This window comes from Marinimicrobium sp. LS-A18 (genome assembly GCF_000463525.1).
Taxonomy (GTDB): Bacteria; Pseudomonadota; Gammaproteobacteria; order Pseudomonadales; family Cellvibrionaceae; genus Marinimicrobium; species Marinimicrobium koreense.
Map to the genome: position 1 here is coordinate 526,149 of NZ_AWEP01000005.1, position 14,636 is coordinate 540,784.

The window sequence follows — 14,636 nt, forward strand, 5'->3', positions numbered from 1 at the left end:
AGGCCGACAACCCAATACGAAACCCTAAAACATTTCCCCGGTATTGACCACCAGCGGAGCGACCCGGTGACCAAGTACAGCCGACTACCATTGCCACTGGCCCCTGCGCGCAACGCCCTGCTGCTACTGATGGCCGCCGCCCTCATGGGTGACGCCACCGCCGGCCCCAGCCAACCACATTTTGGCAGCCACCCTCAGGGCACCCACGGCCAGCATACCGCACAGTACGAACCGGTCTCGGGATCGGACCCAGGCGCCCCGCACCCGGCGGCCACGGCTTCAGCGAGCACCGGCGCCCCCCGGGCGGAAACCTCGGCCGCCGCCTTGGCCTGCCCCCACGGAGCAAGGGAGTACCGTAAGTCATTGCTGATCACCGCCTTCCCCCGCCGGGAGCGGGCCGAAGCTAACGCAGGCGGCCTCTCGGGCGCCGAGCAGGCTCTGGCTGAGCGCCTGGGAGAACACCTGGCCCGGGGCAACCAGCTGTTTCAGTACCAACTGATCGGGCAGAGCCTGCCGGAACCGTCCGCCAATTCGGGCCAGCCCATTCGCCAGTTGGCCCGGGAGCATGGCACGCAACTGGTGCTCAGCGGCACACTCCATGACCTGGGCATGGCCCGCCCCGGGGATGCGCTCAACCCCGGCTTGGTGACCCGCGCCCGCAACGCCGCCGTCAGCACCCTGCGCCTGAAGCCAGAATGGGACACCCGGCAACGGGATTTTGTTCTACAGCTGAATTTACACGATGGCCATACGGGACAGCGATTACACACGCGGAGCTACCGTTTGGCGGGAATATGGAACCCCAGACGCCCGGAGCGCGCCCGATTCGGGACCCCGGCGTTCTGGGAGACCGACTACGGCCAGAAGATTGAAGCGGTGTTGGCCGAGGCGGGCCGGGCGCTGAACGAAGTGATTCGCTGCCAGCCTCTGGTGGCGCGCCTGGACCCACCCCGTTCGGGCGCAACCACACTGCTACATGCCGGACACGTCCAGGGGTTACAAGTGGGGGACCGACTGCCTCTGCACCGAATCAGCCTGCGGCCCATTCCGGGGGAGTATCGGCAGTACAGCGCGCACCGCCTGGAGAGCGGCGTTCATCTGAGGGTGGAGAAGGTTCACCCTCAAACCAGCGAGGTGCGCCTGGAGGGCGCCACCTCACTGCACGGTGAACACTATGCGGTGACACCGGGCCAGGCACCCTCAGAAAACGAGGTGTACACCTGGCTTCAGGACTGACTCTGTCTCAGGGGCTGACTCAGGCGTCAGCCGGCTGCGAGGACTCGCCCTGCTTGCGAACCTGCTGTACCGCTTGGGCGAATACCGCATCGAAGTTGATCGGAGGCAGCATCAGGGGCGGGAAACCGCCGCGGGACAGCGTGGAGTCAATCACTTCGCGTGTGTAGGGGAACAGGATCTGGGGGCAGGTGGTGTTGATCACCTGGCTCAACTGGGCTTTCTCCAGCCCCTGAATCGCGAACAGGCCAGCCTGCTTCACTTCCACCAGAAACACCACCTTGTCATCCATCGTGGCGGTGATGGTCATCAACAGCACCACTTCGTAGTGGTTTTCATCCAGGTTGTTGACCTGAACATTCAGCTCCTGATCAATTTTCGGTTTCCAGGCACGGTTGAAGGATTCAACGCCCATAGGCGTTTCAAAGGACAAATCCTTCAGGTAGATCCGCTTGATCTGAAGACCGCGCGGCGCTTCCTGAGTGGCGCCAGCGCCGTTTTCCTGAGTGGTGTTTTCATCTGCCATAATTAGGTTTCCGTTGGTTCAATCAATTAGCCCTGAATCGGCCGCTGTCGGTGAGCGCTCAGCCCAGCATGTCATCCAGCTTGCCGCTCTTGTCCAGTGCCCACAGGTCCGTGAAGCCACCCACATGGGCGTCTCCAATCCAGATCTGAGGCACCGTGCGCTGACCACTGTCAGCCATCATCTTTTTACGCAGGGAGGGGTCCCGATCCACCCGAATCTCTTCAAATGCCACCCCTTTACCTTCCAGCAAATGCTTGGCATTGACGCAGAACGGGCATACCGCCGTGGTGTACATCACTACTTTCGCCATTCTAACCTCCTGCGGATCAGCCTTTCACCAAGGGCATACCCTGGTTCTGCCACTCGGTAATACCGCCGGCCAGACGGCGCACATCAAAGCCTTTCTGCCCCAGGGTACGGCCGGCCGCCCCCGCGTGCTGACCGAGCTTGTCCGCCACCACGATGATCTTGTCCCGGTGCGGCGCCAGTAGCTGCTCTGCCTCTGCCGTCACTTTTTTGTAGGGCAGGTTCAGCGCGCCGGAAATATGGCCGGCTTTGAACTCCGACGCCTCGCGCACATCCAGCAGCACCGCCTCCTCGTTGTTGAGCAGGCGGGTCACCTCAAACGCGGGAATGGGCTTGCCATTCTTAATGCGCTCGCGCATGGCGTACACCAGCATCAACACCGCCAGCGTGGTGATCAGAAGCCATTCTTGACTGACAAATACAAAAAATTCCACGTCTTCGCCTTCCTCAACTCGAATCGGGGAGAATCCGCGCACGGCTTACCCGAGGCGGAGCGCGCCGCAGTATACACTATCAGACGTCCTTTTCTCAGCGGCTGACGTAGAGTTACCACGGGTAACGCGTTAGAATGGACCTTTTGTACCCGGTTGCGACCCGCCGGGTACTGGCAATGGCCATTCCATTCGACCTTCATTCAGCGACTCAGAGAAGTGACCGTAACTATGACCGCTAACCAGACTGCTGCCAAAAAGCCTACCGTATTGATCGTTCTGGATGGCGTTGGCTACTCGGAAAAGACCGAGCACAACGCTGTGTACAGTGCCAACACCCCGGTTCTGGACCGCCTCTGGAAAGAGGCTCCGCACAGCCTGATCGCCACCTCCGGGATGGCGGTGGGCCTGCCGGAAGGCCAGATGGGCAACAGTGAAGTGGGCCACACCACCATTGGTGCCGGCCGAGTGGTCTACCAGAATTTCACCCGCATCAATAAAGCCATCGAAGATGGCGAGTTCGCCGAGAACCCGGCCTACGCCGCGGCCATCGACACAGCCAAAGACGCCGGCAAGGCCGTGCACGTGTTCGGCCTGCTGTCCGAAGGGGGCGTTCACAGTCACGAAGACCACATTTTTGCCATGGTGGACGCTGCCGCCAAACGCGGCGCCAAGGAAGTGTACCTGCACGCCTTCCTGGACGGCCGCGACACCGCCCCGCGCAGCGCCAAGGCCTCTCTCGAGAAAGCCGAAAAGCAGTTCGCCGAGCTGGGCGTTGGTCGGGTGGCCAGCATTGTCGGGCGCTACTTCGCCATGGACCGGGACAACAACTGGGATCGAGTAGAGAAAGCCTACAACGCCATGGCCTGCGGCACCGGCGAATTTACCGCCAAGACCGCCGTTGAAGGCCTGGCCGCCGCTTATGAGCGCGATGAAAACGACGAATTCGTCAAAGCGACCGTGATTGCCGGTGACGGCCAGGAGCCGGTCACGATGCAGGACGGCGATGTTGCCATCTTCATGAATTTCCGCCCCGACCGGGCCCGCCAGATCACCCGCGCCCTGATCGAGAGCGATTTCGACGGCTTCAAGCGTCAGTGCGAGCCCAAGCTGGCCGACTTCGTGATGACCACCGAGTACGCCTCGGACATCAAGGCCAACTGCGCCTTCCCGCCCCAGGAGCTGGTGAACTCCTTTGGCGACTACCTGGCCAAGCAGGGCAAAACCCAACTGCGCATTGCCGAGACCGAGAAATACGCCCACGTGACCTTCTTCTTCAACGGCGGCACCGAGTCCGAGTTTGAAGGCGAGGATCGCATTCTGGTGCCCTCGCCGAAAGTGGCCACCTACGACCTGCAGCCAGAAATGAGTGCTCCGGAAGTGACCGACAAACTGGTCGAAGCCATCGAGTCCGGGAAGTACGACGCCATCATCTGCAACTACGCCAACGGCGACATGGTGGGCCACTCGGGCATCTTCGAAGCGGCGGTCAAATCCGTTGAAGCCGTGGATGAGTGCCTGGGACGGGTGCTCGACGCCACTCTGAAAGCGGGCGGCGAAGCGCTGGTGACCGCTGACCACGGCAACGTCGAGGAAATGTACGACCCCGAGTCCGGCCAGGTCAGCACCCAGCACTCCACCCTGCCGGTGCCCCTGATCTACGTCAGCTCGCGCAAAGGCAGCATCGCCGAAGGCGGCTCCCTGGCCGACCTGGCACCCACCATGCTGCACCTGATGGGCCTACCCCAACCCAAGGAAATGACCGGTCGCAACCTGGTCACCCTGAGCGAGTAATCCACAGATGGGGCGACCTCCCGGTCGCCCCATCGACGGCAAGGTTCCCCCCCATGATGATCGCTGCGCGTGTCCAAGACCTCGGAAAGTACCTGCTCTGCCTGTGCCTGATCCTGAGCGGCGCTGCTCAGGCCAATGACCAGGCCGACTATGAAGCGCGAATGCAGGAGCTTCAGAAGACCATTGAGCAGTTGCAACAGGAACTGAAGAAAACCCAGGGCTCCCGGGATGAGCTCAAGGAACAGCTCGAATCCTCGGAATCCGATATTGGCGAGCTGCTCAAAAAAATTGAGCGCATCGAGTCCGACCTTGAGCAACAGAACAGCGACCTGCAGAGCCTGAAGCAGGAGCGCAACGAGCTGGATCAGTCCCGACAGGCTCAGCAGCAGGCCGTTGCCGAACAGGTCCAGGCCGCCTACGCCCTGGGCCGACAGAGCCAGATCAAGTTGCTGCTCAACCAGGAGAGTCCCCAGCGCGTATCGCGCCTGTTGCGCTATTACGATTACTGGCTGGAAGCGCGCACCGATAAAATCGAGCGCTACCTGGAGACGCTCTCCGAGCTGGATCGCATCGAGCCCCGCATTGTCCAGAAAACGGCTGAGCTGGCCCGCAACCGGGACCAACTGAAAGCACAACACGAACGCCTGGCCGAGCGCCAGGAAAGCCGCCGCCAGACCCTGGCTGCCCTGAATCAGCGCATCCGCTCCACCGATCAGGAGCTGGCGGACCTGCAGAAGGACCGGGAGCGGCTCCAGTCGCTGCTGGACGAAATGGTCGCCGCCGTCGCCGACCTGGAACTGCCCGGTGGCGATACCCCGTTCAGCCAGCGCAAAGGTCGCCTCCCCTGGCCGGCCCAGGGGTCGCTGCGACACCGTTTTGGCAGCGCTCAGCTGGACGGTCAGATCACCCGCAACGGCATTGTCATTGGTGCCAGCGAGGGAGAGCCGGTACTGGCCGTGCACCATGGCCGCGTGGTATTTTCCGATTACTTCCGGGGCCACGGACTTCTGTTGATTGTGGACCATGGCGAAGGCTATATGAGTCTGTACGCCCACAATCAAAGCCTGTACAAAGAGACCGGCGAGTGGGTCAGCGCGGGGGAGACCATTGCCAGCGTTGGCAACACGGGCGGCCAGATTCAGGCCGGCCTGTATTTCGAGATTCGACACCGGGGCAAACCCACCAACCCCATGCCCTGGCTGGCGCAGGCTTGATCGCCTCATCCGGGATACCGGCTATAGTGAATTATGCGCCATACTGATTGTCATATTGTCATCCCCACGGCCACGCTCGCGGGAACCGATCCACACCGGACCCTCAAGTCAGGAGAACCGGATGCTGTACGCTAATTTCAAACAGGCTGCCCTGGCGGTACTGTTCGCCACCCTATCACCGCTGGCGCTGGCCCAGTCCGTGACAGACACCGCCACGCCCGAAGAGCAGGGCCTGCTGCCGCTCGAGGAGCTGCGCACCTTCACCCGGGTATACGACCATATTCGCAATGGTTATGTGGAGGAGCTGTCGGACGCCGAGCTGCTGGAGTACGCGATCAAGGGCATGATCGCCGAGCTGGACCCACACTCGGCCTATCTGGATGAAAAGTCCTTCGAAGATCTACAGGAAAACACCTCCGGTGAGTTTGGTGGCATCGGGATCGAAGTCGGGATGGAAGATGGCTTCGTCAAGGTGATCGCACCGATTGATGATACCCCCGCCCAGAAGGCCGGCATCGAGCCGGGCGATCTGATCATTCGCCTGGATGACCAACCGGTCAAAGGCCTGAGTCTGAACGAAGCCGTGGAGAAAATGCGCGGCCCCAAAGGCAGCGACCTGACGTTGACCGTGGTGCGTGAGGGCATCGACCAGCCTTTTGAGGTCACCCTGACCCGGGACATCATCAAGGTCAGGAGTGTGCGCGTGCGGGTTGAAGATGACCACTACGCGTACATTCGAATCGCCCAGTTCCAGGTCAGTACGGGCCAGGACATGATTGACGCGCTGGAAGACCTGCGCGCGGAGCACGACGATATCCGCGGCATTGTGCTCGACCTGCGCAACAACCCCGGGGGCGTGCTGCAGACGTCGGTGGAGGTCGCCGATGCCTTTCTGAATGAAGGGCTGGTGGTTTACACCGAGGGGCGTACCGAGAACAGCGATATGCGCTACTACGCGAATGAGGGCGAAGTGGCCGAAGACCTGCCTATTGTGGTACTGATCAACGACGGCTCCGCCTCGGCGTCTGAAATTGTGGCTGGTGCCCTGCAAGATCACGGTCGCGCCGTGGTCCTGGGGACCCGCAGCTTCGGCAAAGGCTCGGTACAGACGGTGGTTCCCATCTCTGAAACCCGGGCGGTCAAGCTCACCACGGCGCTCTACTACACTCCGAACGGTCGCTCCATCCAGGCTCAGGGCATCGTGCCCGACGTCACGGTCGAGCGCGCCCGGGTCACCGCCCTGCGCACCGGTGTCCGCTCCACCGAGGCAGATCTCGCCGGCCACCTGGGCAATGCCAACGGCGGGGAAGAGAGCAATACCCGCACCCGGAAATCCGAGCGAGAGGCCCGCGATGATGATATCGGCGACAACCAACTCCACGAAGCCATCAATATGCTCAAGGGGCTGCATATTTTTCAGCAGCGTCAGAAGGCCAATCTAGCCCAGCGCCTGCCCCCGCTGTCCGACAGCGACAATGCGCCCGAGCACGAGTCGGGAGCGGAGTAAACCCGGATGCTCCTGCCGTTGCTGCGCCTTACCCTGGTCGCCGTTCTGCTGCTGGGAGCGTCCCTGAGTCAGGCCGGGCAACTGGCGATCATCATTGATGATATCGGCTACAGCGCCGCTCTGGGAAAGCGCAGCCTGAACCTGCCCGGCAATTTCACCTTTGCCGTATTGCCGCACGCACCCCACGGCTCAAGACTGGCCCGCGAGGGGGCGGCAATGGGGAAGGAAATCATGCTGCACAACCCCATGAGCAACATTCGCAACCTGCCACTGGATGCCGGAGCGCTGGCCTCAGGCATGAGCCACAGGGACTTCATCCGCACCCTCGAGGACAACCTGAGGAGCATCCCTGAAGCCCGCGGCCTCAACAACCACATGGGCAGCCAACTGACCCAGGAAAGCGAGCCGATGGGCTGGCTGATGCAGTACCTGGGCGAACATGGCTATTACTTTATCGACAGCCGCACCACGGCGGACAGCCAGGCCTGGGAAACCGCCCGACGCTACCGGATTCCCACCCTCAAGCGGGATGTTTTCCTCGACCATGAACGTTCGGTAGAAAGCGTAATGCGCCAGCTCAAACAGGCCATCGAGCTGGCCCGTACCCGTGGCTACGCCCTTGCCATCGGTCACCCCTACCCCGAGACGTTGATGGTACTGGAGCAGATCACTCCCCTGTTGGCCGACGCTGGCGTCAACCTGGTACCCATATCGGTGCTTCTGGAGCGGCCCGAGGCCCCCCTGTCGATTGTCGGACGCAGTTGCCTGGCCCCCCCTCTCAGCCTTTGGCGCCCCCCAGTGGGCTCGCAATCGATGGCAGGCGGACCCGACGCGGCCACAGAAAAACTCAGCCCACTGGTCACCGAACGGCGCCCGTATCGCCTGAGTCAACATTTGCTATTAAATTAATATTGCTCTATAAAGACAGGAAGCGGTTGCGTAGCGGGTGTTACCGGCGCAGACACCGCACTTCGATCAGGGAATTCACCCCGATCCCGGGGAAAAGCGATCAACCAAGCAGGTTAAGATTATGAGCGAGAACAGAGCAGGAGAACACGGCAGCGTCCCCAAGCGGAGCGGACGTTTTCTGGAAAAAGACGGCTACTGGTATTACACCACCCGGGAGGGCGTGGACATAGGCCCCTTCGACAGCCGGGAGGATGCGGAAATCGGAGTCGGCGAATTCATCGACTTCATCTGCGCCGCCGAGCCCAAGGTGAAAGAAGCCTTAGAGAGTTACCGGGCCGCCTGACCAGCCTTCACCCTACGGATATCAAACCGCGAACGCGGCATTGAGAGCTAGCGCATCTCAATGCCGCGTTCGCGCATATAGGCCTTGGCTTCGGGGATGCTGTACTCCCCAAAGTGGAAGATACTGGCCGCCAACACCGCATCGGCACCCCCTTCCAGAACCCCATCCGCCAGGTGCTGAAGATTCCCCACTCCACCGGAGGCGATGACCGGTATCGACACCGCATCGCTGATGGCCCGGGTCAGTTTCAGATCAAAGCCATTCTTGGTGCCGTCGCGATCCATACTGGTGAGCAGTATTTCTCCCGCACCGTAATCGGCCATCTTGCGCGCCCACTGAACCGCATCAATCCCGGTAGGCTTGCGACCGCCGTGGGTAAAAATCTCCCACCGGGGCGCCTCGCCCTCACCGCTGACCTGCTTGGCGTCGATGGCGACCACAATACACTGCGACCCAAAGCGCTCCGCCGCCGCTTTGACAAACTCCGGATCGGACACGGCCGCGGAGTTGATGCCCACCTTGTCGGCCCCGGCATTGAGCATGCGCCGGATGTCTTCAATCTTGCGAATACCCCCACCCACGGTCAGCGGGATGAACACCTCGGCGGCCATGCGCTCGACGGTGTGCACGGTGGTATCCCGCCCTTCGTGGCTGGCGGTAATATCCAGAAAGGTAATCTCATCCGCGCCCTGTTCGTTGTAGCGCTTGGCCACTTCCACCGGGTCACCGGCATCACGGATATCAACAAACTGAACGCCTTTGACCACACGGCCATTATCGACGTCGAGACAAGGGATGATGCGTTTTGCTAAAGCCATGAATAAACCTGCTGTGGGATTCGTCACGTCCGGCCCGAAGTGGGGTAGAGTGTTCCGGGACACGCTGTGAATACATCCCTGTAAGCTCCACAACGCGAGTCCCTCGGTTGAGGGTCCCGGAACACTCTACCCCACTCCGGGCCTCTGCACGTCGTAGAGAATTTCGTCATCCATTCAAAGTCGGCTGATTGGGTCGCGGGCAGTCCCCAAACCCAACCGGAAATTCACCCAAAGTTACAAGGATGGCACTGAGGGCGGAGGCGGGGTAAACCCTTCGGAGACTCTCGGAGACATGGATGTCGACGAGAAGCCCCCATGGATGGGTTCACGGCGGGTCTCCGAAGGGTTTACCCTGCCTCCGCCCGGACGACCTGACAAGCACCAAGTCGGACGTTACGATTAGGACCCAGCCGAATCACAATAAGCCTGGGCTTCAGCCACATCCAGCGAGCCTTCATAAATCGCCCGGCCGGTAATCGCTCCGGTAATGCCCTGATCGGATACCTGACGCAACGCCTTGATATCATCCATATTGGTAATACCGCCAGAGGCGATCACCGGAATGCTCGAAGCGTTCGCCATCGCCAGCGTCTGCTCCACATTCACGCCCTGCATCATACCGTCGCGGGCAATATCCGTGTAGACAATCGCACTGACGCCATCTTTCTCAAAACGCTTCGCCAGATCCGTCGCCTTCACCTCAGACACCTCGGCCCAACCATCCGTCGCCACCAGACCGTCTTTGGCATCCAGACCGACAATGATATGCCCCGGAAACCGGCGGCACATCTCGGTCACAAACTCCGGCTCCTTCACCGCCTTGGTGCCGATGATCACATACTGCACACCCGCCTGCAGGTAATGCTCGATCGTCTCGGCGCTGCGGATACCGCCGCCGATCTGGATCGGCAGGTCCGGGTAGGCTCGGGCGATGGCCGTCACCACCTCGCCGTTGACCGGTTTGCCCTCAAAGGCGCCGTTCAGGTCCACCAGGTGCAACCGGCGGCAACCGGCGTCCACCCAGCGTTTGGCCATGGCGACCGGGTCGTCAGAGAATACGGTGGAGTCGTCCATCAGGCCCTGGCGCAGTCGTACGCATTGGCCGTCTTTCAAATCAATGGCGGGGATAATCAGCATGTTTGGGTGAGTCCCGTTAATCAGTGTTGGAGTCGTTTCTTTACGGCGGATGCGCTTCGCTCCGAACCGTCGGACCGATCCGCCCTACGCGGACCGCGGTGCTATGCGTAGGGCGGATAAGGCCGAAGGCCGCATCCGCCGTTACCAAAAGTCAGGGCTTGCCATTCCAATCCACAAAATTGCGCAACAACTGCAACCCGGCCGTATGGCTTTTCTCCGGGTGGAATTGCACGGCAAACAGGTTGTCCTGGGTCAGCGCCGCCGCGAAAGTGGTGCCATAGTCGCAGGTACCGGCCACCTGCTCGGGGTTGCCGGCCTCCACATAGAAGCTGTGCACGAAGTAAAAGCGCGCGTCCTGCTCTATCCCCGCCCAGAGCGGGTGGTGAGTGTGGTGGACCTGGTTCCAGCCCATGTGGGGCACCTTCAGGCGCTGGCCATCGGTGTCTTTCAGGTCGGCGCCAAAGTAGCGCACCTGCCCCGGCAGCAGACCGATGCAGTCTACGCCACCGTTCTCTTCGCTGCGGTCCATCAGCGCCTGCATGCCGACGCAGACGCCCAGCACGGGTTTGCCGCTGGCGACCTGCTCGCGCAGCAGTTCATCAAATTTCAGGCGCTTGATTTCCGCCATGCAATCGCGAATGGCGCCCACCCCGGGGAACAATACCCGGTCGGCGGCGCTCACCTGGGCAGGATCGCTGGTCACCAGCACCTCGGCTTCAGGAGCGACGTGCTCCAGGGCACTGGCCACCGAGTGGAGATTGCCCATGCCGTAATCGATGACCGCTATCTGTTGGCTACTCATAACTTACAGGCTGCCCTTGGTGGAGGGCATCACGCCCGCCATGCGGGGGTCTTCCTCCAGCGCCATCCGCAGTGCCCGGCCAAAAGCCTTGAACACCGTCTCGATCTGGTGGTGGGCATTGTGACCGCGCAGGTTATCGATGTGCAGGGTCACCTGGGCGTGGTTGACGAAACCGTGGAAAAATTCGGAAAACAGTTCGGTATCGAACTTGCCGATGCGCTTCTGAGTGAACGGAATGTCCATCATCAGACCGGGACGACCGGAAAAGTCGATCACCACCCGCGACAGCGCTTCGTCCAGGGGAACATAGGCGTGGCCATAGCGGCGGATGCCTTTTTTGTCCCCCACGGCCTTGGCCACCGCTTGCCCGAGGGTTATACCGATGTCTTCCACTGTGTGGTGGTCATCGATATGGGTGTCGCCATCGCAGGTGATGTCCAGATCGATCATGCCGTGGCGGGCGATCTGGTCCATCATGTGCTCCAGGAATGGCACTCCGGTGTCGAACACGCCCTTCCCTTCACCGTCCAGATCCAGGCTGACGCTGATTTTGGTTTCCAGGGTATTGCGATTGACTTGGGCGCGACGGTTGGCCATAGGATCTCCAGAGACCGGGAAGCAAAAGCGGAATTATACCGCCAGTGCCCCACTGCTGTCATGGTGAAAGCCCCCGACAGGGGCAATGAAAGCATCTGGTTCGGAGAGCAAGTTTGCTAAACTGCCGGTTTTTGATCTGGAGTTCGCCATGCGTGTCCCCCGGGTGTTTACCGACCAGCCCCTGCAGGCCGGATCCACCGTGACTCTTGAAGAGGCGCCCTCCCGCCACCTGGCCAAAGTACTGCGCATGACGCCGGGGCGGGAACTGATTCTGTTTAACGGTCAGGGCGGTGAGTTTACCGCCACTCTGACCGAGGTGGGTAAAAAAGCCGTCGAGGCCACACTGGACGCCTTTACCGCCGAGGATCGGGAGTCGCCCCTGGATCTGGAGCTGGCCATTGGCCTGTCCCGGGGGGACCGGATGGACTGGGTGATCCAGAAAGCCACCGAGCTGGGCGCCACCCGAATCACGCCGCTGTTTACCGAGCGCACGGAAGTGAAGCTCAAGGGCGATCGACTAGAGAAGAAGAAGGAGCACTGGCGCCAGGTGATCATCAGCGCCTGCGAGCAGTGCCAGCGAAACCGTTTGCCCACCCTGGCGCAACCTCAGGCGCTGGCGGACTGGCTGGCCGCCGAGCGGACCGCCGGCACTCGCCGATTTGTCCTTCATCACCGCGACAGCAAAGGGCTCCCGGCCCAAGAAGCGCTCACTCACGTGAGTCTCCTGGTGGGACCGGAAGGGGGACTATCGGAAGAGGAGATCGAGCAGGCTCGGGCATTCGGTTGTGAACCCCTGACGCTCGGCCCCAGAGTAATGCGCACCGAAACCGCCCCGGTAGCGGCCATCAGCCTGGCGCAGTATCTCTGGGGAGATTGGCGCTGAGGCCACCACCAGCGCGGTTTTACAGACTGCTAGAGGAAGAGGACGACGAGCTGGAGGAGCCCGAACTGGAACTTAAGCCATCCACTTCCTCGACCACAATCAGGTCCGCACGGGACTCGACATAGTGGAGCTCCCAGGTACGGAAGGGAATCTCGTCATCGCAAATGGCGTCTTCGTCCGCCTCGCTGAGGCGGTAGTTGAACACCACTTCAACGACGTTTTCATCCTCGGTAATGCTGAACGCGCGAACCCGGTTCAGGTTCAGTTGTTGCGCACACTCGCTGTCGTCGAACCAGCCGCTGTCATACAGAATCACCTGCCCGGCCTCAAAATCCGGGGCCACCACGAAATCATCGATATCCCGGTAGGCGTCGATCAGAAATTCGTAGTCTTCCAGGTCGCGAATGATCTCGATGCGCCGACTGTCGACATCCGTCGCGGGAAACCCGGTGTTGTTCCGGTCGGTAGTGCTGTTTTCGTACACAAAGCTGACCGCGACCGGGTCGCGAATTTCTTCAGGCTCGGAGGGGTTGAAAGCTTCTTCGCGCTCACCGCCGCAGCCGATAAGGATTGTGGCCAGCATCGTGGTGATGCCGGCCGTCAGGGTATGGGTTTTCATCCGTCAGTTTCTCCGCGAGGCGGCTCCTTATCGATACCGTCTGATGGGTACAGACTGGTTGTTGGTCGACCCGAGTCTTCAGACGCGGGTCTTCAGATAGTCCAGGACGCGCTGCTCGAGACCGGGCACATCGGGAATGACCGCGTCTTCCCCCGCCCAGCTGACCTGCATCAGCTCGTAGGGGTTGGTGGGTGAGGCATCGCGCACCTGCAGCTCTTCCGGGGTCACACGGGCCAAGCGCGGCAGGCCCTGAGCAATAAGAGCCACAAAGTGAATATGTTCACTCACCCCGGTGGTATTGAACACGGCTACCCGGGCATAGTTCCCCGGGGTGGGACGAGGCTGGCCATTGAGGCACTCGAAGGAGGCCAGGGGGATGGTCAGATCCCGCCAATGATAGTCGCCCAGATACCAGTCTGGAGCGCCCGGTACATGATCTATCTGACCGACCGGGACAATCTCCGCTACCGAGACGTTGGGTACCAGCAGGGTCTGACCCTGCAGGGGAATCAACAGACTGGCCACTTCCCGGACTTCCGGCGTTTCAGTGAGCTGCGGGGCTTTCATAGGGTCGGACTTCCTCAATCAGTGTTTGCGCTGAAGCGCGGCAGTGGGCACTCAGGCGGTTCGCCAATTCCCCGGGGGTGCCGGTCAACTCGACCGCACCGGTCGCCAGGGCGGCATCGGGCATGGAGGTGCTGGTACAGCTCTGGGGCGTCTGGGCCCAGACCTTGCCCCCGCGCTGACGCACCAGCCGGCAGGCCGCCGCGCCATCATTTCCCATCCCGGTAAAAACAATCAACCCCAGTTGTTCGCCGTAGACCCGGGCGGCGTTCGCCACCAGTTGGTCCACCGAAGGGGCATAGGGGCCACCCCAGGGCTCATCGGCAATGGCAACAGTGCCATTGTCCAACAGGTCCACCCGCTCACAGGCCGTCACGATCAATAGCTGGTTGGCCTGTATCACCGCGCCATCGCTGGCCAGGGCCGCCGGGTACGGACTCTGGCTCATCATGCGCACCAGGGTGCCGGTGTAACTGGTATCAATGTGCTGCACGTAGATGAAAGCGACGCCCAGCCCCGGGGGCAGTGACGACAGAAAATCCTTCACCGCCGCCGGGCCACCGGTTGAGGCGGCCAGGACCCACAGCGCCCTGGCCCGGGGCACCCGCTGCAGGTTGATATCCCCCGCCAACTGCCGCAACTTCGCCAGGGTACGCTTGAGCCAGGCGTTGTGTTCCTCACTGCCGGGCCGGTATTCACTGCTGTCGCTGATGATCAGCGGTGCATCACTGTGCTCAAGGAGCGCCTGTACCGGCTCGGGCGGCTCCGCGTCCGGATCCAGTGCCACATCCACCACCCAGGCATCGGCGCTGTCCGGGGCCGGGCCGTCCGCTTGGCACTGATCAAGCATGAGCGAGGCCACCAGTTCGTGGCCCGCCTCGCGCGCGCTCAGGGCCAGGTACTGACGCTTGAGCGGGCTATCGACCAGCAAACCAATTCGCAAGCCCGTCACG

At 61.4% G+C, this 14,636-nt stretch carries 17 protein-coding genes; 7 read left to right on the forward strand and 10 right to left on the reverse strand.

Translation table 11 applies throughout. The features are described from left to right. Positions 1 to 66 precede the first annotated feature (66 nt). A complete protein-coding gene (locus tag N645_RS0110180) occupies positions 67 to 1,236 on the forward strand; it encodes a flagella assembly protein FlgT middle domain-containing protein (protein WP_024461405.1) in 1,170 nt (389 codons plus the stop codon). Between the two features lie 19 nt (positions 1,237 to 1,255). Here N645_RS0110180 and secB read toward each other — a convergent pair whose 3' ends face one another. The 3 genes from secB to N645_RS0110195 are packed head-to-tail and all read right to left on the reverse strand — an operon-like array spanning position 1,256 to position 2,499. Continuing rightward, positions 1,256 to 1,759, reverse strand: a complete 504-nt coding sequence (secB, locus tag N645_RS0110185; RefSeq protein ID WP_024461406.1) for a protein-export chaperone SecB — start codon at positions 1,757 to 1,759, stop codon at positions 1,256 to 1,258. Positions 1,760 to 1,817: 58 nt separating this feature from the next. After that, positions 1,818 to 2,069 carry a glutaredoxin 3 gene (gene grxC, locus N645_RS0110190; protein ID WP_024461407.1) on the reverse strand — a complete coding sequence of 84 codons (252 nt, stop codon included), beginning with the start codon at positions 2,067 to 2,069 and terminating at the stop codon, positions 1,818 to 1,820. Between the two features lie 16 nt (positions 2,070 to 2,085). Further along, positions 2,086 to 2,499 (reverse strand): rhodanese-like domain-containing protein, encoded by a 414-nt coding sequence (locus N645_RS0110195; RefSeq protein WP_024461408.1) that lies wholly within the window; start codon positions 2,497 to 2,499, stop codon positions 2,086 to 2,088. A gap of 228 nt (positions 2,500 to 2,727) precedes the next feature. On the opposite strand from N645_RS0110195, the gene gpmI reads away from it, so the two are divergent. The 5 genes from gpmI to N645_RS0110220 all read left to right on the forward strand — a co-directional run bounded on the left by gpmI (position 2,728) and on the right by N645_RS0110220 (position 8,263). Continuing rightward, positions 2,728 to 4,290 (forward strand): 2,3-bisphosphoglycerate-independent phosphoglycerate mutase, encoded by a 1,563-nt coding sequence (gpmI, locus tag N645_RS0110200; protein WP_024461409.1) that lies wholly within the window; start codon positions 2,728 to 2,730, stop codon positions 4,288 to 4,290. Positions 4,291 to 4,343: 53 nt separating this feature from the next. Then, positions 4,344 to 5,504 carry a murein hydrolase activator EnvC gene (locus N645_RS0110205; protein WP_024461410.1) on the forward strand — a complete coding sequence of 387 codons (1,161 nt, stop codon included), beginning with the start codon at positions 4,344 to 4,346 and terminating at the stop codon, positions 5,502 to 5,504. 121 nt (positions 5,505 to 5,625) lie between these two features. Beyond that, on the forward strand, positions 5,626 to 7,011 hold the full coding sequence (locus N645_RS0110210) for a S41 family peptidase (protein ID WP_024461411.1): 1,386 nt from the start codon (positions 5,626 to 5,628) through the stop codon (positions 7,009 to 7,011). Positions 7,012 to 7,017: 6 nt separating this feature from the next. Beyond that, entirely contained in the window at positions 7,018 to 7,920 is a 903-nt protein-coding gene (locus tag N645_RS16940) for a divergent polysaccharide deacetylase family protein (RefSeq protein WP_024461412.1), read from the forward strand. 121 nt (positions 7,921 to 8,041) lie between these two features. Next, a complete protein-coding gene (locus tag N645_RS0110220; protein WP_036161127.1) occupies positions 8,042 to 8,263 on the forward strand; it encodes a DUF6316 family protein in 222 nt (73 codons plus the stop codon). Between the two features lie 47 nt (positions 8,264 to 8,310). On the opposite strand, the gene hisF is transcribed toward N645_RS0110220, so the two are convergent. The 4 genes from hisF to hisB all read right to left on the reverse strand — a co-directional run bounded on the left by hisF (position 8,311) and on the right by hisB (position 11,617). Continuing rightward, positions 8,311 to 9,081 (reverse strand): imidazole glycerol phosphate synthase subunit HisF, encoded by a 771-nt coding sequence (gene hisF / locus N645_RS0110225; protein WP_024461414.1) that lies wholly within the window; start codon positions 9,079 to 9,081, stop codon positions 8,311 to 8,313. 399 nt (positions 9,082 to 9,480) lie between these two features. After that, the gene (gene hisA, locus N645_RS0110230; RefSeq protein WP_024461415.1) at positions 9,481 to 10,218 is read right to left on the reverse strand and encodes a 1-(5-phosphoribosyl)-5-[(5-phosphoribosylamino)methylideneamino]imidazole-4-carboxamide isomerase; all 738 of its coding nucleotides are present in this window, start codon (positions 10,216 to 10,218) and stop codon (positions 9,481 to 9,483) included. A 151-nt stretch (positions 10,219 to 10,369) separates the two neighbouring features. After that, positions 10,370 to 11,020, reverse strand: a complete 651-nt coding sequence (gene hisH / locus N645_RS0110235; protein ID WP_024461416.1) for an imidazole glycerol phosphate synthase subunit HisH — start codon at positions 11,018 to 11,020, stop codon at positions 10,370 to 10,372. Positions 11,021 to 11,023: 3 nt separating this feature from the next. Continuing rightward, positions 11,024 to 11,617 carry an imidazoleglycerol-phosphate dehydratase HisB gene (gene hisB, locus N645_RS0110240; protein WP_024461417.1) on the reverse strand — a complete coding sequence of 198 codons (594 nt, stop codon included), beginning with the start codon at positions 11,615 to 11,617 and terminating at the stop codon, positions 11,024 to 11,026. A gap of 148 nt (positions 11,618 to 11,765) precedes the next feature. Between hisB and N645_RS0110245 the strand changes: the two genes are divergently transcribed. Beyond that, a complete protein-coding gene (locus tag N645_RS0110245; protein WP_024461418.1) occupies positions 11,766 to 12,500 on the forward strand; it encodes a 16S rRNA (uracil(1498)-N(3))-methyltransferase in 735 nt (244 codons plus the stop codon). 19 nt (positions 12,501 to 12,519) lie between these two features. Here the strand turns inward: N645_RS0110245 and N645_RS0110250 are convergent, their stop codons facing one another. From N645_RS0110250 to N645_RS16945, 3 genes are all read right to left on the reverse strand, one after another. Next, positions 12,520 to 13,119 (reverse strand): hypothetical protein, encoded by a 600-nt coding sequence (locus tag N645_RS0110250; protein ID WP_024461419.1) that lies wholly within the window; start codon positions 13,117 to 13,119, stop codon positions 12,520 to 12,522. Positions 13,120 to 13,197: 78 nt separating this feature from the next. Continuing rightward, a complete protein-coding gene (locus N645_RS0110255; RefSeq protein WP_024461420.1) occupies positions 13,198 to 13,686 on the reverse strand; it encodes a chemotaxis protein CheW in 489 nt (162 codons plus the stop codon). Beyond that, positions 13,664 to 14,635: a chemotaxis protein CheB gene (locus N645_RS16945; protein ID WP_238559232.1), complete on the reverse strand. Its 972-nt coding sequence runs from the start codon at positions 14,633 to 14,635 to the stop codon at positions 13,664 to 13,666. The genes N645_RS0110255 and N645_RS16945 overlap by 23 nt, the downstream gene beginning before the upstream one ends. Position 14,636 lies beyond the last annotated feature (1 nt).

What these genes read in the sequence shown, in the direction of transcription:
- secB (WP_024461406.1), bottom strand. Translation starts at nt 1,759, where the DNA reads ATGGCAGATGAAAACACCACTCAGGAAAACGGCGCTGGCGCCACTCAG.
- grxC (WP_024461407.1), bottom strand. Translation starts at nt 2,069, where the DNA reads ATGGCGAAAGTAGTGATGTACACCACGGCGGTATGCCCGTTCTGCGTC.
- gpmI (WP_024461409.1), top strand. Translation starts at nt 2,728, where the DNA reads ATGACCGCTAACCAGACTGCTGCCAAAAAGCCTACCGTATTGATCGTT.
- N645_RS0110205 (WP_024461410.1), top strand. Translation starts at nt 4,344, where the DNA reads ATGATGATCGCTGCGCGTGTCCAAGACCTCGGAAAGTACCTGCTCTGC.
- N645_RS0110210 (WP_024461411.1), top strand. Translation starts at nt 5,626, where the DNA reads ATGCTGTACGCTAATTTCAAACAGGCTGCCCTGGCGGTACTGTTCGCC.
- N645_RS16940 (WP_024461412.1), top strand. Translation starts at nt 7,018, where the DNA reads ATGCTCCTGCCGTTGCTGCGCCTTACCCTGGTCGCCGTTCTGCTGCTG.
- N645_RS0110220 (WP_036161127.1), top strand. Translation starts at nt 8,042, where the DNA reads ATGAGCGAGAACAGAGCAGGAGAACACGGCAGCGTCCCCAAGCGGAGC.
- hisF (WP_024461414.1), bottom strand. Translation starts at nt 9,081, where the DNA reads ATGGCTTTAGCAAAACGCATCATCCCTTGTCTCGACGTCGATAATGGC.
- hisA (WP_024461415.1), bottom strand. Translation starts at nt 10,218, where the DNA reads ATGCTGATTATCCCCGCCATTGATTTGAAAGACGGCCAATGCGTACGA.
- hisH (WP_024461416.1), bottom strand. Translation starts at nt 11,020, where the DNA reads ATGAGTAGCCAACAGATAGCGGTCATCGATTACGGCATGGGCAATCTC.
- hisB (WP_024461417.1), bottom strand. Translation starts at nt 11,617, where the DNA reads ATGGCCAACCGTCGCGCCCAAGTCAATCGCAATACCCTGGAAACCAAA.
- N645_RS0110245 (WP_024461418.1), top strand. Translation starts at nt 11,766, where the DNA reads ATGCGTGTCCCCCGGGTGTTTACCGACCAGCCCCTGCAGGCCGGATCC.
- N645_RS0110250 (WP_024461419.1), bottom strand. Translation starts at nt 13,119, where the DNA reads ATGAAAACCCATACCCTGACGGCCGGCATCACCACGATGCTGGCCACA.
- N645_RS0110255 (WP_024461420.1), bottom strand. Translation starts at nt 13,686, where the DNA reads ATGAAAGCCCCGCAGCTCACTGAAACGCCGGAAGTCCGGGAAGTGGCC.